The organism is Pseudomonas sp. PS01297 (genome assembly GCF_029959305.1).
In the GTDB taxonomy this organism is placed as follows: domain Bacteria; phylum Pseudomonadota; class Gammaproteobacteria; order Pseudomonadales; family Pseudomonadaceae; genus Aquipseudomonas; species Aquipseudomonas helleri.
The window spans coordinates 74,077-95,574 of the sequence record NZ_JASCPQ010000008.1; the positions used below are offsets into that span (position 1 = coordinate 74,077).

General features: G+C 61.0%; 10 protein-coding genes and 1 pseudogene. 6 read left to right on the top strand and 5 right to left on the bottom strand.

All coding sequences use genetic code 11. The features are described from left to right. The first annotated feature begins 93 nt into the window (after nucleotides 1-93). From dsbD to dsbG, 3 genes are read left to right on the top strand one after another with little or no spacing between them, the layout of a single operon-like run. Nucleotides 94-1,836 carry a protein-disulfide reductase DsbD gene (gene dsbD, locus QMX84_RS04990; RefSeq protein WP_282363337.1) on the top strand — a complete coding sequence of 581 codons (1,743 nt, stop codon included), beginning with the start codon at nucleotides 94-96 and terminating at the stop codon, nucleotides 1,834-1,836. Continuing rightward, nucleotides 1,837-2,709: a TlpA disulfide reductase family protein gene (locus QMX84_RS04995; protein WP_048368849.1), complete on the top strand. Its 873-nt coding sequence runs from the start codon at nucleotides 1,837-1,839 to the stop codon at nucleotides 2,707-2,709. Further along, nucleotides 2,688-3,461 carry a thiol:disulfide interchange protein DsbG gene (gene dsbG, locus QMX84_RS05000; protein ID WP_282363338.1) on the top strand — a complete coding sequence of 258 codons (774 nt, stop codon included), beginning with the start codon at nucleotides 2,688-2,690 and terminating at the stop codon, nucleotides 3,459-3,461. The genes QMX84_RS04995 and dsbG overlap by 22 nt, the downstream gene beginning before the upstream one ends. Nucleotides 3,462-3,489: 28 nt before the next feature. Here the strand turns inward: dsbG and QMX84_RS05005 are convergent, their stop codons facing one another. From QMX84_RS05005 to QMX84_RS05015, 3 genes are all read right to left on the bottom strand, one after another. Then, a complete protein-coding gene (locus QMX84_RS05005) occupies nucleotides 3,490-3,879 on the bottom strand; it encodes a GFA family protein (RefSeq protein WP_082158110.1) in 390 nt (129 codons plus the stop codon). A gap of 156 nt (nucleotides 3,880-4,035) precedes the next feature. After that, the gene (locus QMX84_RS05010) at nucleotides 4,036-17,016 is read right to left on the bottom strand and encodes a non-ribosomal peptide synthetase (protein WP_282363339.1); all 12,981 of its coding nucleotides are present in this window, start codon (nucleotides 17,014-17,016) and stop codon (nucleotides 4,036-4,038) included. A gap of 71 nt (nucleotides 17,017-17,087) precedes the next feature. Next, a complete protein-coding gene (locus QMX84_RS05015) occupies nucleotides 17,088-17,837 on the bottom strand; it encodes an alpha/beta fold hydrolase (RefSeq protein WP_282363340.1) in 750 nt (249 codons plus the stop codon). A gap of 323 nt (nucleotides 17,838-18,160) precedes the next feature. Between QMX84_RS05015 and QMX84_RS05020 the strand changes: the two genes are divergently transcribed. Then, on the top strand, nucleotides 18,161-18,709 hold the full coding sequence (locus QMX84_RS05020; RefSeq protein WP_048368846.1) for an RNA polymerase factor sigma-70: 549 nt from the start codon (nucleotides 18,161-18,163) through the stop codon (nucleotides 18,707-18,709). 96 nt (nucleotides 18,710-18,805) lie between these two features. On the opposite strand, the pseudogene QMX84_RS05025 reads toward QMX84_RS05020, so the two are convergent. Together QMX84_RS05025 and QMX84_RS05030 are read right to left on the bottom strand one after the other, a co-directional pair. Next, a pseudogene (locus QMX84_RS05025) lies at nucleotides 18,806-19,387 on the bottom strand (GNAT family N-acetyltransferase); the annotation flags it as partial. Between the two features lie 77 nt (nucleotides 19,388-19,464). Continuing rightward, entirely contained in the window at nucleotides 19,465-20,241 is a 777-nt protein-coding gene (locus QMX84_RS05030) for a transporter substrate-binding domain-containing protein (protein ID WP_262123978.1), read from the bottom strand. Nucleotides 20,242-20,451: 210 nt separating this feature from the next. Between QMX84_RS05030 and QMX84_RS05035 the strand changes: the two genes are divergently transcribed. Further along, entirely contained in the window at nucleotides 20,452-20,994 is a 543-nt protein-coding gene (locus QMX84_RS05035; RefSeq protein ID WP_048368844.1) for an exonuclease domain-containing protein, read from the top strand. Nucleotides 20,995-21,084: 90 nt separating this feature from the next. After that, nucleotides 21,085-21,366, top strand: a complete 282-nt coding sequence (locus QMX84_RS05040) for a pyrimidine/purine nucleoside phosphorylase (RefSeq protein ID WP_153334837.1) — start codon at nucleotides 21,085-21,087, stop codon at nucleotides 21,364-21,366. Nucleotides 21,367-21,498 lie beyond the last annotated feature (132 nt).

Consider the following 21,498-nt stretch of genomic DNA (forward strand, 5'->3'; position numbering starts at 1 on the left):
TTAAAGCGCTTGTCAGTTTCGCGACCCTATTAACACTCGGTTAATCATGTGTCGCCAAGGTGTTGCCTATTCATAAAGACCAAGGCTGGGCGTATGCACCGTTTGTTTATTTTTTTGTTTCTACTGCTGACGGGCTTCAGCCAGGCGCAAGCCAGTAATGATCCTTTTGCCCAGAAAGTCGACTTCTTGCCGGTGGCCAAGGCATTCGCCTTCAGCAGCGAAGTGTTGCCATCGGGCGAAACCCGGCTGAGCTGGCAGATTGCCAACAACTACTATTTGTATCAAAAACGCTTCAAGTTTGACGGTCTGGACGCTGCGCATACCCCCGCCTTGCCCCAGGGTGAGGAGCACAATGACGAGTTTTTTGGTGCCAGCCAGGTCTATCGCAATCAGGTCGACGTGCTGATCCCGGCGGGTGCCAGCGGCCAGGTCAAAGTGAGCTGGCAAGGCTGCGCTGATGCCGGTCTGTGCTACCCGCCGCAAAGCCAGGTGGTTGATCTGGGCGGCGCACAACCTGTCGCCGCTCAAGGCCAGGCCCAGGACCAGTCACTGGCGGCCAGCTTGCAGCAGCGTTCGTTGGGCTGGAGCTTGTTGCTGTTCTTCGGCCTGGGCTTGTTGCTGGCCTTTACTCCGTGCTCATTGCCCATGCTGCCGATTCTGGCCGGGCTGGTGGTGGGCAGCGGTGCCAGCGCCGGGCGCGGTTTCGCCGTCGCCAGCAGTTACGTAGTGAGCATGGCGCTGGTGTATGCAGGCCTGGGTGTTTTGGCCGCCCTGCTGGGCGCCAACTTGCAGGCCCTACTGCAACAACCCTGGTTGCTCGCAAGCTTTGCCGCCCTGTTCGTGGTACTGGCGCTGCCGATGTTCGGCTTTTTTGAACTGCAAGTACCGGCCGCCTTACGCGACCGCCTCGAAAACGCCGGCCGTGGCCGTAAAGGCGGCAGCCTGCTGGGTGCAGGCATCCTCGGCGCCTTGTCGGGTTTGCTGGTGGGCCCGTGCATGACGGCCCCGCTGGCAGGCGCCCTGCTGTACATCGCGCAGAGCGGCAATGCGGTTGAAGGTGGCCTCGTGCTGTTTGTGATGGGTGTCGGGATTGGCATGCCGCTGTTGTTGCTGGTGACGGTGGGCAGCCGCTTTTTGCCCAAGCCGGGCGCCTGGATGGATCTGACCAAAGGGCTGTTTGGCTTCCTGTTCCTCGCTACGGCCCTGCTGTTGCTGCGCCCGGTGGTCAGTGAAACCCTGTGGTTGGGGCTGTGGGGCGTGTTGCTGATTATTTTTGCCAGCAGCCTGTGGCAACAAGCGCAACACTTCGCCCGCGCCAAGCCGCTGTTTAATCCCTTGAGCCTGCTGGCCGGGATTTGGGGTGGTTTGATGCTGATAGGGGCCGCCGGTGGCGGCACCGACCTGGGGCAACCGTTGCAGGTGTACACCGTTAAAACCGTGATCGGCACCACGGTCAGCAATGACCATGGCGACTTCATTACCCTCAACGACCCGGCTAGTCTCGACCGTGAACTGGCCAGCGCGAAGGCCGAGGGGCAATGGGTGTTGCTCGACTACTACGCCGACTGGTGCGTGTCGTGCAAAGTCATGGAAAAACAGGTGTTCGCCAAACCAGAGGTGCAATCGGCTTTGCAGGGCGTACGACTGTTGCGTCTTGATGTGACCGCCGATAATGTCGCCAGCCGCGAATTGCTCAGCCGTTACCAGGTACCCGGCCCGCCCAGTTTTGTCTGGATAGGGCCCAATGGGGTTGAGCGTCGTGGGCAGCGGATCACCGGCGAAGTCAACGCCGAGACTTTTTTGAAAAACTGGAATGCCACTCGGGAAACCCCATAAATGCTCACCCTGACCATCGGTTCGTTTGCCTTGGCAATTAACCACCTGCTGCTGATCCTGGCCCTCGCCCTGGCGACGCTGGTCGGTTGGCGGGTGGCCAAACGTGGCGGCGAGAACCCTGAGTCAGTGTTGTTTGCCCTGTTTTTGCTGGGCTTGCTCGTGGCGCGTATCGGTTTTGTGCTCGCCTTCTGGCCCCACTTCCAGAACAGCCCGTTGAAAATGCTCGATTTGCGTGACGGCGGTTTTATGGTCTGGCCCGGCCTGGTGGCCGTGGTGGCGGGTGCGGTGCTCTGGGGTTGGCGCCGTGCGGGCTTGCGCCGCCCATTGGCCTGGGGGTTGAGTACCGGCCTGACCTTCTGGATTTTGGCCAGCCTGTCTTCCAGCCTCTATGAGCAGGGTTCGCGCCTGCCTGAACTCACCTTGCGCACAGCCAATGGCGAATCGGTGCAACTGAGCAGTTACCAGGGCGGCCCGCTGGTCATCAACTTGTGGGCCACGTGGTGCCCGCCGTGCCGCCGGGAAATGCCGGTGCTGCAGAACGCGCAAAAGCAGCATCAAGACGTGACGTTCTTATTCGTCAATCAGGGCGAAAGCATGCAGAGCGTCAGTACGTTCCTCGAAACCCAGGGTCTGAGCCTGAGCAACATCCTGTTCGACAGCAGCGGGCAACTGGCCCAGAAAGTCGGCTCCATGGCGCTGCCGACTACGCTCTTCTACAGCGCTGACGGGCGTTTGCTGCGCAGCCATCTGGGCGAACTGTCCGATGCCAGCCTGGCGCAGGCCATGCAAGGTTTTACCAAAGAACATTCAAAGTCGGCCCAACAGGTCGACCCTGCAAGGAATACGCAAACATGCTTAACCGCAAACTGTTAACCCTTAGCCTGACCTCTCTGATTGGCGCTGCCCTGCTGCAGTCGCCTGTGTTGCAGGCTGAAGAACTGCCTCCAGCCATCAAGAAAATCGAAGCCAAAGGCGCGAAAATCGTCGGCAGCTTTGATGCCCCAAGCGGCTTGAAAGGCTATGCCGCGCAGTACCAGAACCGTGGCATGGCCTTGTACCTGACCGCCGACGGCAATGTGCTGGTCGGCAACCTGTATGACGCCGACGGCAAAGACCTGAGCCTGGCGCCGCTGCAAAAGCTGGTCTATGCGCCGATGGCCAAAGAGGTCTGGGCCAACATGGAGAAGAGCAACTGGATCCAGGATGGTAAAAAGGATGCGCCGCGCACCGTTTACCTGTTCAGCGACCCGAACTGCCCGTACTGCAACATGTTCTGGGAGCAGGCCCGCCCGTGGGTAGACTCTGGCAAAGTGCAATTGCGCCACATCATGGTGGGCATTATCCGCGAAGACAGCCCGGGCAAGTCTGCCGCCCTGTTGTCCGCCAAAGACCCGCAGCAAGCCCTGCAGGCTCACGAAAAAGCCGGCAAGGCCAGCACCCTCAAGGCTCTGAGCAAAATCCCGGCTGACGTACAGGCCAAGCTCGATGCCAACGCCCAGCTCATGAACGACTTGGAACTGTCCGCAACCCCGGCAATTTTCTATCTGGACGACCAAGGCAACCTGCAACAACAGCAAGGTGCGCCGTCGCCAGACAAGCTGGTGCAGATTTTGGGGCCCAAGTAACTATCGCAGCCTCGTACCTCGGCAGCGACTACGGGGTTAATGGCGTCAAACACCACCAGCGTGGTCGGATGTCGTCGAACGAGTGGTACAACGGCGCCAGCTCGGCGCCGTTATTGTCATCAAAGCCGCCAATCAGCAATGCAATCGTTGGCTCATCATCGATTGCGCCAATCGAACTTCCGCACGTTGGGCAAAAGGCCCTGCTGGAGTAATCCGAGGTTCTGAAGACCGAAGGAGCCCCCCCAGCCCCTACCCACTTGACCCGTTCTTGCGCAAACTCAACCCACACGACGGTCGGTGAGCCTGTATGCCGCTGGCAGGTTTTGCATGAGCAGGTATGAGCGTTTTCTGCAGGGCCCAAGGCTTCATACCGGATCGAGCCACAAACGCATCCGCCACTGTAATGAGTGTGTTCCATGCACAATTCCGTTGGCTTGCTGTAAAGATGCCAAGCGTAGCGAGAAGCGAGCAACTTTCAACGTGCAGTTCACACTGAAGCTGCCGCAGGCTGCGATCTGTTGATGTTCAAAATCAACAGATCGCGAGGCAAGCTCGGCTCCTACAGGGGGTGTTGTTACAGCCCTTCGAGTTCGGCCATCAGATCGTTCAGGCGATCGACTTTTTCCTCGTTGATTTCGCTGCTTTCCAGCCCTTCGATGTACACCGCCAACTCGGCCACGCAACTGCATTCAAACATCGCCCGTAACGGCACGTTGCGTTGCAGTACTTTCTGTACCCGCGAGGCGATTTGTGTCGCCAGCAAGGAGTGGCCGCCCAGCTCGAAGAAGTTGTCGTTGACCCCTACCCGCTCGACACTCAGGACTTCACTCCAGATGCCCGCCAAGGTATGTTCCAGATCTGTGCGTGGCGCCAGGTAGTCCTCACGCTGCAACTGGCCGATGTCTATCGCCGGCAGCGCCTTGCGGTCGAGTTTGCCGTTGGCGTTGAGGGGCAGTCGCTCCAGCCATAGCCAATGCAACGGCACCATGTAGTCCGGCAGTTCAGCGCGCAGGCGCTGTTTGATCCGATCCAGCCGCTCGCTCAGGCCGAGGGCCGTTTGCGCGGCCACCAGATAGCCGACAAGGTATTTGCCATTGGGCCCTTCCTGCACACTGACCGCCGCATCACGCAGTTCTGGTTGTTCATGCAGGCGCGCTTCGATTTCGCCCAGTTCGATCCGATAACCGCGAATTTTCACTTGATGGTCGATGCGCCCGACGTACTCCAGCACCCCGTCGCTGCGCCGCCGCGCCAGGTCGCCGGTGCGGTACAAACGCTCACCCGGTGCGCCGAACGGGTTCGGCACAAAGGCCAGCGCGGTGCGCAGCGGGTCGCTGACATAACCCCGGCCCACGCCGGTGCCTGCCACGCACAACTCACCCACCGCGCCGAGTGCGACCAGTTGCAGCGCGTCGTCGAGCAGGTACAGACGGTTGTTGTCGGTCGGCGTGCCAATCGGCAAGTAGCTGCCTTGAGTCGCCCCATGATCAACGCGGAAGAACGCCACGTCATCCGAACATTCGGCCGGGCCATAAGCATTGACCAGGCCTATCTCGGGGTAACGCAACAGCCATTGCTGCGCCAGTTCTGGCGGCATGGCCTCACCGGTGGGCAGCATCCAGCGCAAGCCGTTCAGTTCAACAGGGGCATCGGTCAGCATGCCTTGAATCAGCGACGGCACGCTTTCCAGCACGCTGATGCCTTGGGCATTGACCTGCGCCAGCAGGGCTTGCGGGTCGTGGGCGATGGTATTCGGAACGATCTCGACCCGCGCACCGAACAAGGGTGCGGCGAGGAACTGCCACACCGAAATATCGAAGCTTTGCGAAGCAGTCTGCGCGATCACATCATCCTTGCTCAGTTGCAGGTACGGCACTTTGCTCAACTGGTTGTTGAGCATGCCGCGTTGCTCGACCATCACGCCTTTGGGCAACCCGGTGGAACCCGAGGTGTAGATGACGTAAGCGAGGTTATCCGGGCCGCTGTAGACCTGCGGGTTATGATCCGCCCACTCCCCGGCTTGCACGTCTTCACATACCAGTAGCCGTGGACGCACGGCGCAACCTGACTCATCGAGCAAGGCTTGCGCCTGCTCGCGACAGGCCTGGGTGCAGACCAGCAACGGCGTACGGCTTAATTCCAAGATGCGGCTCAGACGCGGCCCCGGCAGCGCCGGATCCAGCGGCAAATAGCCCGCACCGGCCTTGAAGCTGCCGATGATCATGCCCAGCAAATCCAGCCCGCGCTCCGCCAGCAGCGCCACCGGTTGATCCATACTCACACCGCCTGCGATCAAGGCATGGCCCAGGCGGTTACTGCGCTGGTTCAGTTCGTGGTAACTCCACTGCTGCTCCAGGCAAGCGGCCGCGATTCGCTGCGGATGCGCTGCCACTTGGGCTTCGAACAGTTCGGCATAGCTGTGCTGCAACGGGTACTCGCTCTGGCTTTGGTTGCAGCCTTCGATAAGGAACTGCTGCTCGGCCTCGCCCAACAAGGGCAAGTCGGCCATGTCGCCATTAATGCCGTCCATCAAGGCCAGCAACAAGCGCTTGAACTCACTGAGCAGGCGCTCAACGCTGCTGCGCTCAAAAAAGCGCTGGTCGTAAGACAGGTGCAAGCCCAGGTCATCGCCGGGGTAGCACACGGCGGTGAGCGGGAAGTTGGTGTGGGTACGGCCCGAATCCGAGGTGGCGTTCAGGCTCTGGGCCCGGTCCAGCACCGACATATCGACCGGCGCGTTCTCGAACACAAACAGGCTGTCGAACAGCGGCTGGCCTTTGGGCAGTTCGCTGCGCTCCTGAATCGTCACCAGCGGCAAGTACTCGTACTCGCGCAACTCCATATTGTGTTCCAGCAAGGTGCTCAACCATTGCCGAACGCTCAGCACCTGACCGTCTTCGGGCATCTGCACACGCAGCGCCACGCTGTTGATAAACAGCCCGACCGTCTGCTGCATCTGCGGCAATTGCACCGGGCGCCCGGCCACGGTAACGCCAAACACCACGTCACGCTCACCGCTCACGCGCCGCAGCAGCAACGCCCATGCCGCCTGGGCAAAGGTGTTGATGGTCAATTGGTGCTGCTGCGCCAGTTCACGCAACCGCACGCCATCCCTGACCTCCAGCCGGGTGTAGCAGTCGCCCACCAGCATGCCGCCGCTAGCGCCCGCATGTTCACGCAGCAAAGGCCGGTCGCTGGGGATGTAAGTGGTCCTTTCAAAGCCTTGCAGGTTGCGCTGCCACCAGGCATTGGCCTGCTGCAGGTCTTGCTGTTGCAGCCAGCCGATGTACTCGCGATAGCGCGGTGGCGTGGCCAGTTGCGGGGCGCGACCTTCGCCCAGCGCGCTGTAGATTTCAAAAAAGTCGCTCATCAACAGCGAACGGCACCAGGCATCAATGAGGATGTGGTGATTGCTCATCATGAACCAGTAACGCGCCTCACCCACACGGATCAGGCGCAGGTGGAATGGCGCCTGATTGAGCAGATCAAAACCGGCTTCGCGCTCGCGCTTGAGCAGCGCCTGCAGACGCTCTTCATGGCTCTCTTGCGGCTCGCGGCTCCAGTCGAGGTAATCAACTTCGGTGTTGCCGGGACGATGGATGATTTGCAGCATGCCTTCGCCCGCGTTCCAGCAGAACGACGCACGCAAGGCCTCATGCCGCGCCACCACCGCTTGCCAGGCCTGGGCGAAACGTTGCGGGTCGAGGGCGCTGTCAATCCGGTAGCGGTCCTGCATGTAGTACAGCCCGGTGCCCGGTTCGAGCAAGGTGTGCAGCAACATGCCCTCTTGCATCGGGGTCATGGGGTACACGTCTTCAATCTGGCCTGCTGCCACCGGCAAGCTGTCGAGTTGCGCCTGGCTGAGCTTGGCCAGCGGGAAGTCCGATGGCGTCAAGCCGCCCGCATCGCTGCTCAGGCAGTGGGCAATCAGGCTTTCAAGCTCCGCGAGGTAGTCCCGGGTCAGCGCTTCAATGGCTTGGGGCTGATAGCGCTCGGCGCTGAAGGTCCAACGCAAAACCAATTCGCCGCCATACACCTGGCTGTCGATGCTCAACTCGTTGGGCAATGGTGCCTGCGGATCGTGGGCTGCGCCGGTCGGCTCGTCCAGCGGGTGGAACAGTGCATCGCTGGCAAAGCTCTGGTCAAACTGGCCAAGGTAGTTAAAGGTGATCGGCGCCTCGGGCAGCGCGGCCAGGGCTTGCCCCGTGGCCGGCTCGCTCAGGTAGCGCAACACGCCGTAACCCAGGCCTTTGTGCGGCACGCGTCGCAGTTGCTCCTTGATGGCCTTGATCGAAGCGCCCTGCCCTTGGTTGCTGTTAGGCGTCAGGCGCAGCGGATAAGCGCTAGTGAACCAGCCAACAGTGCGGCTCAAGTCGATGTCATCGAACAGGGTTTCGCGGCCGTGACCTTCAAGTTGCACCAGGGTCGACGGTTGGCCGGTCCAGCGGCAGATCACCCGCGCCAGCGCGGTCAGCAGCACATCGTTGATCTGCGTGCGATAGGCGCTGGGCACCTGTTGCAGCAGTTGCCGGGTGCGCGTCTCGTCGAGGCGCACACTGAGCGTTTGCCCGTGCAGATGTTGCCGCCCGCCATGGCGGTTAACGCCCGGTAGCTCCACCGCTGGCCACTTGAGGTGCTCTTGCCACACGCCCAGCTCTTCACGCAGCGAATCACTGCTGGCATAAGCGTGCAAACGATTGGTCCACGCCCTGAATGCGCTGGTTTTCGCGGGCAGTGGCTGCTGGCGATACAGCGCCTGCAAGTCTTCCAGCAAGACCCGCCAGGACACCCCGTCGACGGCCAGATGGTGAACCGCCAGCAACAGGCGTTGCTCCCCGTGCGGGCCATCGACGAGTACCGCGCGCAGCAGAGGCCCTGCGTGCAAATCGAGGCTGCGTTGCGCGTCGTTAAACAGCCCGGCGCAGTCTTGCAGGTCCGCCACGCAGGCTTGCCACAGCAACGGTTGCGGCGCAGCGCCCAGGTACTGCGCCTGCCATTGCCCGTTGCGTTGCTCAAAGCTCAAGCGCAAGGCGTCGTGATGCATCACCAGGGCCAGCAGCGCCCGCTCCAGCAAGGCAGGCTCAAGAGGTTCGGCAGGTTGCAGCAGCACGCACTGGTTCCAGTGCCCGCGTTGCGGCATGTCGGTATCAAAGAACCACTGCTGAATCGGCGTCAGTGCCGATTCGCCAGTGAGTACGCCCTGCTCGGCGGTCAGTTGCTCGGTCTGGGTCGCAACGCTCGCCAACGCTTGCACGGTTTGATGCTGGAACAGGTCACGGGGGCTGAAGTGAATCCCCAATTGCCGGGCGCGGCTGACCACTTGAATCGACAGGATCGAGTCGCCGCCCAGCTCGAAAAAGTTGTCATTGAGGCCGACATGTTCAAGGTTCAGCACCTCGCCCCACACCTTGGCCAAACTGGCTTGCAGCGCATTGCGCGGGGCCACGTAATGCTGGCGATTGAGCTCAACATCGGGCGCCGGCAAGGCGCGGCGGTCGAGTTTGCCGTTGGCGGTCAGCGGCATGCTGTCCAGCAGCATCAAGTGCGCGGGCACCATGTAATCCGGCAGTTGCGCCTTGAGCCGGACCTTGAGCGCTCCGCGCAACGCACCCGCCTCGGCCTGTTCATCACACACCAGCCAGGCCGCCAGTTGCTTGCCACCCGGCATGTCCAGCGCCAGCACCACGGCTTCGCGTACCGCCGGATGCCCGAGCAAATGGCTTTCGATCTCGCCCAGTTCGATGCGGAAACCCCGGATTTTGACCTGATGATCGACCCGTCCCAGGTATTCCACCAGACCGTCAGCGCGTTGGCGCACCAGATCGCCAGTGCGGTACAAGCGCCCGCCATTGCGCGCAAACGGGTCTGCCACAAAGCGTTCGGCCGTCAGCCCCGGACGCTGGTGATAACCCTGCGCCAGCCCGGCGCCGCCAATGTACAGTTCGCCGGTGGCGCCTTGGGGCACCAGCGCCAGATGGCTGTCGAGAATGTAGGCCACCCGCGCACCGATGACCTCACCGATTGGCACAGTGGCGGCACCATCGGCCAGCTGTTCCGGGGCCAGGCTGGCCAGCGGCATGACCACGGTTTCGGTCGGGCCGTAGGCATTGAAAAACACGCTCGGCTGGAAGGCCGAACGGATGCGCTGCAAGTGCTCGCCGGTCAGTGCTTCGCCGCCAGTGATGCACATGCGCACCGGCAATGTCTGCACACGGCTGGCCAGCCACTGGGCCAATTGGCTGCCGTAGCTGGGAGTGAAACCCAGAATGCTGACCTGTTGCTCACGGATCAGCTGGCAGATCGCTTCGGCGTCCCACTGCCCTTGCGCCCTCAGCACTAGCCGCGCACCACTGAGCAGCGGCACCAGCAAACGCTCGGTGGCGGCGTCGAAGTTAATCGAATAAAAGTGCAGTTCACAGTCATCCGCCCGCATGCCAAACCGCTCAATCACCGCCTGGCAATGCATGGCGATCTCGCCGTGGGACACCACCACGCCTTTGGGCTGGCCGGTGGAGCCTGAGGTGTAAATCAAATACGCCTGATGCTGCGCCAGGTTGATAAACGGCAGTTCGCTGGACGGGTACGCGGCCAGTTCCGGGCCGTCGTCTTCGAGACTCCAGCGCACGACGCTTGAGGGCAATTCACCCAGCGCGGCAAACAGGCTGTGATGGCTCAACAACACGCTGATGCCGCTGTCTTCGATCATGTACTGCAAGCGTTCCAGCGGGTATTCCGGGTCGAGCGGCACGTAGGCGCCGCCCGCCTTGAGGATCGCCAGCAGGCCGACGACCATGTCCAGCGAGCGTTCCAGTGCCAGCCCCACCCGCAACTGCGGGCCTACGCCCAGCTCGCGCAGCTTCCAGGCCAACTGATTGGCGCGACCTTCAAGTTCGGCGTAGCTCACGTGTTGCCCGGCGAAGGTCAAGGCGATGGCCTCAGGGCGCATACGGGCTTGCTCGGCAAACAGAACATGCACGCAGTGATCGAGACGCTGCTCACCCGCCGCAGGGGCCAGCCCGTTAAGCAAGCGCTGTTGTTCAGCGCCATCCAACAGCGGCAACTCGCTCAGCCGTTGTTGCGGGTCGGCCAGCAGCGCGTGCAGCAGATTGCGCCAGTGCTCGGCCATGCTGGCGATGCGCGGCTCATCAAACAATTCAGTGCTGTAGGTGAGGCAGCAGCCAAAGCGGTGGTCGAGGTCAGTGACTTCCAGGTTGAGGTCGAACTTGGTCGCCCGCGCATCGTTGGGCAAAAACTCCACGGTCATGCCTGCCAGTGTCCGGCTTTGCTGGAACTCCCAGCGCTGCACGTTGCACATCACTTGAAAGAGCGGGTTGTAAGCGGCGCTGCGCGGAGGTTGCAGAGCTTCGACCAGATGATCAAACGGCAAGTCCTGGTGCGACTGGCCTTCGATGACGGTCTGGCGCACCTGCTCCAGCAATTGCGCCACGCGCATGTGGCCATCCAGCTCACAGCGCAGTACCTGGGTGTTGAGGAAAGCCCCGATCAGCCCTTCGCTTTCGGGGCGGATGCGGTTGGCCACCGGCGCGCCGATGCGCAGGTCGGTCTGGCCGCTGTAGCGGTAGAGCAGCAGCGCCAGAGTGGCGGTCATGGTCATGAACAGGGTCAGGCCGTGTTCGGCATTGAACCCACGCAGCTTCGCGGCCAACTCGTCGCTGAGGTCAAAGCGGTACAACCCGCCCTGATGGCTTTGCACCGCAGGTCGAGGCCGGTCGCCGGGCAGTTCGAGCAGCGGATGCTCGGTGCCGAGTTTGGTGGTCCAGTAATCGAGCTGGCGCTGACGCTCGCCCGACTCTAGCCACTGGCGTTGCCACACGCTGTAGTCAAGGTATTGCACGGCCAGCGGCAACAATGGCGAGGCGCGATCATCCACAAACGCTTCGTACAACTCGCCCAGTTCGCGGGCAAAAATATCCATCGCCCAACCTTCAGTGACGATGTGATGCAAGGTCAGGACAAAGTAGTGCTCGCGGGCGGCGGCCTTGACCATGTGGGCGCGCAGCAACGGCCCGCGCTCCAGGTCAAACGGCTGATGCGCCTCGCTGTCGGCCAGGGCCTGCAAACGCTGCTCACGGGCGCCGTCGTCGAGGGTGCTGAGGTCCAGCCAGCCCATACTCAGGCGCGTGTCGCGGTGCACCTGTTGGCAAGGCACGCCATTGACGCTGGGGAACGTGGTGCGCAGGGTTTCGTGGCGCATTAGCAATGCCTGCAATGCCGCCTCGAATCGCTCGACGTCCAGCAAGCCGGTCAAACGCGCCATGCCGCCGACGTTGTAGGCCGGGCTGTCGGGCTCCATCTGCCAGAGGAACCACATGCGCTGCTGAGAGTACGACAGCGCCACTGGCTGGCTGCGATCCACCAACTGAATCGGCAGTTGCGTGTTGCGCTGGCCGCTGTCCTGGATTCGCTCTACCTGCTCGACAAATGTGCCCAGCTCGCTGGCTTCAAACAGGATTCTCAAGGCCAGTTCAACGTCACAGGCCTGACGCACCCGGGCAACGATTTGTGTAGCCAGCAGCGAGTGCCCGCCCAGGGCGAAGAAGTCATCATTGAGGCCAATTCGGGCCTGCCCCAGCACTTCGCGCCAGATTGCGGCGATGCGTTGTTGCAGTTCAGTCTGTGGCTCGACATGCTCGCGCACGTGCCACACGGGCTCCGGCAACGCCCGGCGATCCAGCTTGCCACTCGGGCTCAGGGGCATGCGCTCAAGACGCAACAACTGCGCGGGGACCATGTAATCCGGCAGTTCGGCGGCCAGTGCGGCTTTGAGTTGCATGCTGTGCTCGGCCTCGGGCAGCGCCCCGTCGAGCGCCGTGTAGTAACCGATCAGTTGCGGCCCGGCCTGGGTGTCGCGAATCAATACCGCCGCCTGCGCCACCTCAGGCTGGGCCAGCAAGCGCGCTTCGATCTCTTGCGGCTCGACGCGAAAACCGCGCAGTTTGACCTGCTGATCCAGCCGCCCGAGGTAGTCGAGAGCGCCATCGCGGTTCCAGCGCACCTGATCACCGGTGCGGTACAGCCGTGCACCCGGCTCGCCCTGCGGGTCGGCAATAAAGCGCTCAGCCGTCAGCCCCGGACGCTCCAGATAGCCCCGCGCCAGGCCAATGCCGCCGATGCACAATTCCCCCGGCACACCCACCGGCAGCGGGTTCAATTCGCTGTCGAGTACCCGGCACACCACGTTGCCCAAGGGTCGGCCAATGGGCGAACGCTCGCCGTCATCAAGAGCACACTGCCAGTGGGTGACGTTGATCGCGGTCTCCGTCGGGCCGTAGCGGTTATGCAACTGCACGTCGGGTAATTGTTGCAGCACACGATTGCGCAGCTCGGCGGGCAAGGCTTCGCCGCCACTGAAAAGCCGACGCAACGTGCGACACTGCAAGGCCTGCGGTTCATCGACAAACAGGCGCAACAGCGGCGGCACAAAGTGCAAGGTGGTCACCCCGAACTGCTGCACCAACTGCGCGATGCGCTGCGGGTCGCGGTGCTCTCCCGGCCCGGCCAGCACCAGACGGCAACCGGTGATCAACGGCCAGAAGCACTCCCACACGGACACGTCAAAACTGATCGGGGCCTTTTGCATCAGCACATCGTCGGCGCCCAGGCCGTAGGTGGCTTGCATCCACTGCAAACGCTCACTCAGGGCCGCATGGGTGTTGCCGACGCCTTTGGGCTGGCCGGTCGAGCCCGAGGTGTAAATCACGTAGGCCAGGTTGTCGCCGTGCAGGTGCAGCCCCGGCGCATGGGCGGACCAGCTGTCGAGATTGAGGCCGTCCATGGCGATCACACTAAGGGCTTCGACATTGGGCAAACGCGGCAGCAGATGGCTTTGGGTCAGCAACAGTGCCGCACCGCAATCCTGCAGCATGTAGGCCAGACGCTCGGGCGGGTAGTCCGGGTCGAGCGGCACATAGGCGCCGCCCGCCTTGAGAATCGCCAGCAGGCCGATCAGCAGTTGCGGCGAGCGTTCAACGGCAATCGCCACCGGCACATCCGGGCCCACGCCTTTGTCACGCAGGTAGTTGGCCAGGCGGTTGGCCTGCCCATGCAGATGGGCGTAATCGAGGCTGCCGCCGTCCCACAGCAGGGCGATGTGGTCCGGGGTGAGCTGTGCTTGCTGTTCAAGCTGCTGGGGCAGCCATTGCTGCGCGGGAGCACATGGCGCTTCGCTCCAGCGCGCCTGTTCAAGCAACTGCTGCGGGCTAAGCAGGTGCAGGTCAGCCAGGGCCTTATGGCTGTCGGCGCAGACTTGGCGCAAGAGGCTGACAAAATGCTCGGCCAGTTGCGCAATGGTGCTGGCCTCAAACCGCTCATCGGCGTAGTCGAACGACAGTTTCAGGCGGCCCTGACGGTCTTCTTCGCTGTGCAACTGCAGGTCGAATTTGGCTTCGCGGCTGTGCCATTCCAGCTCTTCGGCGAGCAAGCCCGGCAAACGCCGTAAAGCACTCAGGTCGCGTTGCTGATGATTGAACAACACCTGGAACAGGCCGTGTTCGCGGGCCTGCGGGAAGGCTTCCAGCAACTGCTCAAAAGGCAGGTCCTGATGCGCTTGGGCATCCAGCGTGGCAAGGCGGGTTTGCTGGAGCAATTGGGCAAACGGCAGGCGCCCGTCCAGTTGCGCACGCAACACCAGGGTATTGATGAAAAAGCCGATCAGGCCATGGGTTTCCTGACGCGGACGGTTGGCGCTCGGCACGCCAATGCGAATATCGCGCTGGCCGGTATAGCGATACAACAAGGTCTGGAACGTCGCCAACAGCAGCATAAATGGCGTGCTGTCATGGGCCTTCGCCGTCTCACGTAACGCCTCGGCAAGCGGTGCCTCCAGGCGCACGCTGTAGCGCGACGCGCTGTGTTGCTGCGTGGCCGAACGCGGGTAATCGGTGGCCAGTTGCAAGGTCGGCTGCTCGTCGCCCAGCTGTTGTTTCCAGTAACGGAGCTGGCGCTCGGCTTCGCCCTGGGCCAGCCATTGGCGCTGCCAACTGCCGTAGTCGGCGTACTGCAAAGCCAGCGGCGCCAGCGCTAACGGTTGCTCCAGGCAGGCCGCCGCATATAGCCGCGAGAACTCGTCGATGAGCAGGTTGAGCGACCAGCCGTCCGCGATGATGTGGTGCAAGGTCAGCAGCAGTTGGTGCTCTTCGTCATCGAGCTTGACCAAGGTGACCCAAAACAGCGGGCCGTTGCTCAAGTCGAACTGGGTGCGGGCTTCGTCTTCGCGGATCTGTTGCGCCCGCGCTTCTCGTTCGGCGGCGGGCAAGTCGCTGATGTCGATGACCTGCAAGTCAAAATCTGCGGCGGCCTCAACCCGCTGCCAGGCTTGGCCATCGCGCTCATAAAAGCGCGTGCGCAGGGCTTCGTGGCGTTCGACCAAGTGCGCGAAGATGCTGCACAGCGCGGTTTCGTTCAACTCGCCGCGCAAGCGCAAGGCGCCGGGAATGGTGTAGGCGCTGCTCTGCGGGTCGAGCTGCCACATAAACCACAAACGGTTTTGCGCCAGCGATTGTGGCAGCGCCTCATCGCGGCTCAAGCCGACGATGCTGCCTTGGGCCAGACCACCATCCTGCTGCAACGCCGCGACCCGAGCCGTGAAGGCGCTCAAGGTCGGCGCCTCGAACAACAGGCGCAGGTTAAGTTCCAGTTTCAGTTCTTCACGCAGGCGGGCGATGGTTTGCGTGGCCAGAATCGAGTTGCCGCCCAACAGGAAGAAATGATCATCAGCGGCCACTTGCTCGACCTGCAAATGCTCGCACCAGATCCACGCGATCAGCGCCTCCAAGTGATGGGCTGGCTGCGCCAGATCATGGTTGGCCGGCTGAGCGTCGTCTGACGGAAACTGCGCGTAGCTGTCGAGGCTGCCATCGGCCAGACGGCTGCGGCAGGCCGAGCGTTGCAGTTTGCCGCTGGAGGTTTTTGGCAGCGCCCCAGGATTGAGCAGTACGACCACGCTCGGTGCTTGTTGGCAGGCTTCGGCCACGGCCTGGCGAATGGCCGTGATCAGGGCGTTCGCAGACATGATTTTTTGCACGCTGCGGCTGATTTCGGCGGCAATGCCGATTCCCTCCTCGCCTTTGACATTGACCGCGAACGCCGCCACACGGCCTTTGCGTACCACTTCGACTTCACGCTCGATGGTGGCTTCAATGTCTTGAGGGTAGAGGTTATGCCCGCGCACGATCAGCAGGTCTTTCAAGCGCCCGGTGATGTACAGCTGGCCTTCATGGATAAAACCCAGATCGCCGGTGCGCAGCCATGTGGCGCCCTGATGCGCAACAAACGTCTGGGCGCTGGCGTGCGGGTTGCGCCAGTAGCCGTGGGCGATGCTTGGCCCGCAGGCCCAGACTTCACCGACGCGGTTATCCGCCAAGGGCTCGAACGAGTGCGGGTCGACGATTTGCACCGCATGTTGCGGCTGCTGAGTGCCACAGCTGATCACCGCACTGCCGTCGCCCGGCACGATGCGGTTGTTGGCCAGTTCCAGCTCATTCAGGTTCAGGGCCGGGATGCCCTGCCCGCGCTGCCCGCCGGCGACAAACAACGTAGCCTCGGCCAGCCCGTAAGAGGCGAAATAGCTGGCGGAGTCAAAACCGCACGGGGCAAATTTTTCGGCAAAACGATCCAGGGTGTCCTGGCGGATCGGCTCAGAACCTGAATAGGCCACGCGCCAGCGGCTTAAGTCCAGCCCGGCCAGTGCGTTTTCACTGACCCGCTCGCTGCACAGCCGATAGGCAAAATCCGGCCCGCCGCTGATGGTCCCACCGTATTCGCTGATGGCTTCGAGCCAACGCAGCGGGCGGGTCAAAAAGTACGCGGGCGACATCAGGATGCACGGCACACCGCTGAAAATCGGTTGCAGCAGGCCGCCGATCAAGCCCATGTCGTGGTACAGCGGCAACCAGCTGACAATCACGTCGTCGGGGTTGAGGTCGATGCCAAATCCACGGCGAATCAGCAACTCGTTAGCCACCAGATTGCCGTGGGTGACTTGCACGCCCTTGGGCATGGCGGTGGAGCCTGAGGTGTATTGCAAAAAGGCGATGTCTTCGGCCTGCAACACCACCGGCTGCCAGCCTTGCGCCAGACTCGGTTCAAGGCTGTCGACACACAGCAACGCGGGCGCCTCGGCGCAGGTGAGTTCGGGCAGGGCCAGCAAGGACTCGCGCAAATGGCTGCTGGTCAGGAGTACGCGCGGTTCGGCGTCGCTCAGGATCGACAGCAAACGCTCCTGATGATGGCGGCGCGACGACTCCGGCGGATACGCCGGAACGGCGATCACTCCGGCATACAGGCAGGCAAAAAATGCCGCGACGTAGTCCGGGCCGCTGGGCAACAGCAAGACCGCGCGATCACCCACCGCTGCATTGGCCTGCAAGGCTGCGGCAAAAGTCCGCGCACGTAAGTCCAGGTCAGCATAGGTCAGCACCTGGCTGGCACTCTGGTCATCGCTCAAAAAGCGTAATGCCAGTCGATCCGGGGTCTGGGCTGCACGTTGTTGCAGGGCTTGGGCCAAGGTGCCAGGGAGTTCGAACGCGTCCATCATGGGATTTCCTGCCTGAAGTCGGCTTTGCATAAATTCGGTGTATTTGAGAGACGAGAAAGCACGGCGCCGCTTTAGCCGGGCACCCGCCGAGCCTGTTGCTGACGCTGGCGCAGCAGGTGTTCTTCGGCGTAGCGGCGCAGGCAACGCAACAAGGCGGTTTCTTGCTGGTGCAGAAAAAAGTGATGGCCTTCAAACATGTCCAGGGAAAACGCGCGGCTGGTGTCGGCCTGCCAATCGAGCAGTTGCTCGGCGCGCACGCTGTCTTGCTTGCCACCAAACACGTGAATCGGCAGCGACAACGGCGCCCGCCGGTCGTGCCTGAAACTGCCGCACAAGAGGAAGTCGGCGCGCAGTATCGGCAGCATCAGGTGCATCAGCTCGGCATTGGCCAGCACCTCTTCAGGGGTGCCGTTGAGTTCGCGCAAGCGTTCGATCAGTTGCGCGTTGGTCTTGGCCACCGCGTACTCGCTGACATCTCGGCGGGCCGGACCGGCCGTGGCAGATGCAAACAAGGCCAGCGGCTCGGGCAGCCCGCGCTCACGCAGGGCGTGGGCCAGTTCAAAGGCCAACAGACCGCCCAGGCTGTGGCCGAACAACGCGTAAGGGCGGTCCAGTTCCGGGCTGATTTCGTCGGCCAACTGGCCGGCCAATGCGCGAATATCGCTCTGCAAGGGCTCGTCCATACGCATCCCGCGCCCCGGTAATTCCAGCGGGCGCACCTGCAGCCAAGTGGGCAGCAAGCGGCGCCAACGGCTGTAAGCCATGGCGCTGGCGCCGGAGTAAGGCAGGCAAAACAAGCGCAGCTGGATGACTTCAGTCATGGTCTGCACCACCGCCGTAAAACGCCGCCCGTACACATGCAAACGCCATATCACCCTCCTGTGTTAACCGTTCATCGCAGGTCTGCAACACAGACCTTCGCCCCTTGTGAACGGTTGACCTAGGCAAATAATTAGCCCTTCCGGTAGTGGCCATTTGTAGCGAACTGCACGGGATGTGAGGCTTTTCTCAATCTCTTGAAGGGATCGGTATTAATTACCTTTCTCAATTGACAATCATTATCATTAAGCCTAGTTTGTTTCGCACTGTGACGGCGCCAACCGAGCAATGGCCCGCACGTTTTCACTAGCCACAGGTGATCTCCATGACGGAACAAATGTCCACAAGCAGGTGTGACTCACCCTTACTTCAAGCCTTTGTCGACAACCGATTAATCCTGGTCAAAATTGCAGCGCGGATCACCGGCTGCCGATCTCGGGCCGAAGACGTGGTGCAGGACGCTTTCTTCCGTTTGCAGTCCGCGCCGCAGATCACTTCATCATTCAAGGCGCAGCTGAGCTATCTGTTCCAGATCGTGCGCAACCTGGCGATTGATCACTACCGCAAGCAGGCACTGGAGCAGAAATACTCGGGCACAGAAGAGGAAGGCTTGAATGTGGTGATCAATGGCGCCTCGCCAGAAACCTCGCATATCAATTTTTCGACCCTGGAAAACATCGCCGACGCGCTGACCGAGCTGCCAAGCCGCACCCGTTATGCGTTTGAGATGTACCGCTTGCACGGTGTGCAGCAAAAGGACATCGCCAAAGAGTTGGGGGTGTCGCCGACACTGGTCAACTTCATGATTCGCGACGCGCTGATTCACTGCCGCAAGGTTTCGGGCAGCCAGCCAGATACCTTTAGTCGCCGCTGAAATCAGCTTCTTTGTGAGAGGGCTCGCGATCTTTGAAGATCTAGAGAAGATCAAAAGATCGCGAGGCGAGCTCGCTCCTACAAAATGAACGTCGCTTTAGCGTTGGTTTTCGATTGTCCTTTCCAGCACCATCAAGGCCGCCCGTTTGTGCGGGAAGTCGAATTCCTTGATCCGCTTATAGCCTTGCGACTGCATGTAACCAATCATTTTGGCGTTGTCGGCGCGGGGCTCGGCCACGATGCGCCGGGTGCGCGGGTCATCCTGCAACAGGTAGTCGGTCAAGGCGGATAACCAACTGGCAACCTTATGCGGCCCGCGATGGGCCTGCTCCCCCACCAGCATATGAATGCCACGGTCGTAGTCGCCTGCGTCATAAAAGGGAGCGATGCGATCTTCTTTAGCCCAATAGGCTTCGAAATAGGCAAACGGCTGGTCGTCAAAGCAACCGATCAAGGTCAGGGTGTGCGGGTCGTTGGCCAGTTTTTCGAGGTACTGGCGATGGTCCTCAAGGCTGCCCCCTTCATCCCAGAAGGCCAACACTCGCGGGGTGTTTTGCCAGCGGTTGAAGCGTTCGAGGTCAAGCTCGATGTCCAGCGTACGCAAGGAGATCCAGGCACCAAGCTGTGGGTCGAAGCGCCGATAAACTTCGCCCTGGGGTTTGGCCGGGCGCTGCGGGTGCGAAACGGAAGCAGTCATTTTGGACTCACGATTATCGTCAACAGTTAGGCTGTGTGACGTTGGCCGCGGGGCAAAATTTAGGACTCGGTCTCGACGAGTTCAATATTGTAAGGGGCAAAAATCGCTTTTAACTGGCCATTGTCCTTGAGCGTTTTGATCAGCTTGGTCACTTCTTCGGCTTTGATCGGGCCATGGGGCCGAATGAAGGCGTAGTGATGGTAGCGCTGGTCGGCACGGTCAGATATCAGCACGCGAGATTTATACTGCGGATTGTGTCTGAGCATGTCATTGAGGTTCGACCGGGTCATCAAGGTCATGTCTACCCGCCCGCGTAAAACCATCTGCAGGTTGCTTTCGTGGGAGTAGGTCAAGGTCGCGTCAAAGTGGTTAAGCAAGTAGCTGGGGGCAGGATTGAAGTCTGCAAAGGCGTAGTGATAACCGGAAAAAAGCGCCAGCCGTTTCCCCTTTAAATCATCAAAGTAAGACTGGTCACGCCCCGGCTGTTGCTTGGCAATAAACACTTCCGAGTCAACAAGGCCAAGGTCGACAGAATCGTAATCGACCCCCTGCCAGCCCCAGTTGGAGCTTTCAAAGAGGATCAGGTCAACGCGCCCTTGATCAAAGTCACGCACCCGCCGCGCCAGCGAAGTGGGGACGGCGGTGAATTTATAATCGCTCTGCAACTCATTCATCGCGCTCAGCAATTTTTGCAGCAAGCCCGTGTCGGAACCGCGTTCCGGGCGCACGATATACGGCGGAAAATGCGCCGCACCGACGCGAATTTCCTGCGCGGCCCACACCGGCGACATCAAGGTGACACTCAGCGCCAGCAACACACTGCGGACCATCCACATTGGCAAACACTTAAACGCTATGCACATCGGGGACGCCCGCGACTGGAACTTATTAATGGGTACAGGACCTGAGATCGAGTACGACCGTAATTTAAGCGCGCTTAGACTAGCAAGCAAACGTGGTGTGGCCCACTACAAATTAAGTGCCCCGTGGCTGCGCATTAGCTACGCTGCATCCTCAATGCCGATGTTGTTTAAGGAAAGCTGCACATGCCTCACTGGCTGGTAATTGACTTGGAAGCCACCACCGATGACGGCGGCTGGCCTCTGGAAGAAATGGAAGTCATCGAAATCGGTGCCAGCGTGGTCACGCGTGCCGGACGCGAAATAGACCACTTTCAGCGTTTTGTACGGCCGCAACGGCGCCCGCTGCTGACCGCTTTTTGCCGTCAATTAACCCATATCACCCAAGCCAATATTGATAACGCCAGCCCGACCGGACAGGTTTGGGAGCAGTTCGAGCGCTGGCTGGGCCAGCATCTGCCCAAACTGGAAGGTTGGGCCAGTTGGGGTGAGTACGACCGCAAGCAACTGGAACAGGAATGGCAACAAAAGCAGCTGGACAGCGCCCTGGCACGTTTGCCGCATATGAACCTCAAGCAACAATTTGCCCAGGTCCGCCAGCTAAAACAGCCCCTGGGCCTTAACAGTGCCTTGCAACTGGCCGGCATGCAGTTCAGCGGGCAGCAGCACCGCGCCCTGGAAGATGCGCGCAATACAGCCCGTTTATTGCCCTTGGTGCTGCGGGTTTAGTGCAGCGCCGAGCCTCTACAAAAGGGCGTGACGGGATAAAACGGCTTCTGCATACTGGCCAGCCTTTTTAACCCATTCCGAGGAATCGCCATGTTTAAAGTCAACGAATACTTCGACGGCACCGTCAAGTCGATTGCGTTCACACAAGCTGAAGGCAAAGCCACTATTGGCGTCATGGCCCCGGGTAAATACGAGTTCGGCACCGCTGAGCGTGAAATCATGCACGTCGTCTCGGGCGAACTGAAGGTCAAGCTGCCGGGCAGCAGCGAGTTTGAAACGTTCAAGACTGGCAGCCAGTTCAACGTACCGGCCAACAGCAAGTTTCAGCTTGAGGTCGCAGTAGAAACGGCTTACCTGTGCGAATACCGCTGAGTTAATGCCCTTCTGTAGGAGCGAGCTTGCCTCGCGATCTTTTTAAAAAGATCAAAAGATCGCGAGAAAAGATCGCGAGGCAAGCTCGCTCCTACAGGGTTAGTCCGCTGTGTTGGACTGCAACGCTGCCAA

What these genes read in the sequence shown, in the direction of transcription:
- dsbD (WP_282363337.1), top strand. Translation starts at nt 94, where the DNA reads ATGCACCGTTTGTTTATTTTTTTGTTTCTACTGCTGACGGGCTTCAGC.
- QMX84_RS04995 (WP_048368849.1), top strand. Translation starts at nt 1,837, where the DNA reads ATGCTCACCCTGACCATCGGTTCGTTTGCCTTGGCAATTAACCACCTG.
- dsbG (WP_282363338.1), top strand. Translation starts at nt 2,688, where the DNA reads ATGCTTAACCGCAAACTGTTAACCCTTAGCCTGACCTCTCTGATTGGC.
- QMX84_RS05005 (WP_082158110.1), bottom strand. Translation starts at nt 3,879, where the DNA reads ATGGAACACACTCATTACAGTGGCGGATGCGTTTGTGGCTCGATCCGG.
- QMX84_RS05010 (WP_282363339.1), bottom strand. Translation starts at nt 17,016, where the DNA reads ATGATGGACGCGTTCGAACTCCCTGGCACCTTGGCCCAAGCCCTGCAA.
- QMX84_RS05015 (WP_282363340.1), bottom strand. Translation starts at nt 17,837, where the DNA reads ATGACTGAAGTCATCCAGCTGCGCTTGTTTTGCCTGCCTTACTCCGGC.
- QMX84_RS05020 (WP_048368846.1), top strand. Translation starts at nt 18,161, where the DNA reads ATGACGGAACAAATGTCCACAAGCAGGTGTGACTCACCCTTACTTCAA.
- QMX84_RS05030 (WP_262123978.1), bottom strand. Translation starts at nt 20,241, where the DNA reads ATGTGGATGGTCCGCAGTGTGTTGCTGGCGCTGAGTGTCACCTTGATG.
- QMX84_RS05035 (WP_048368844.1), top strand. Translation starts at nt 20,452, where the DNA reads ATGCCTCACTGGCTGGTAATTGACTTGGAAGCCACCACCGATGACGGC.
- QMX84_RS05040 (WP_153334837.1), top strand. Translation starts at nt 21,085, where the DNA reads ATGTTTAAAGTCAACGAATACTTCGACGGCACCGTCAAGTCGATTGCG.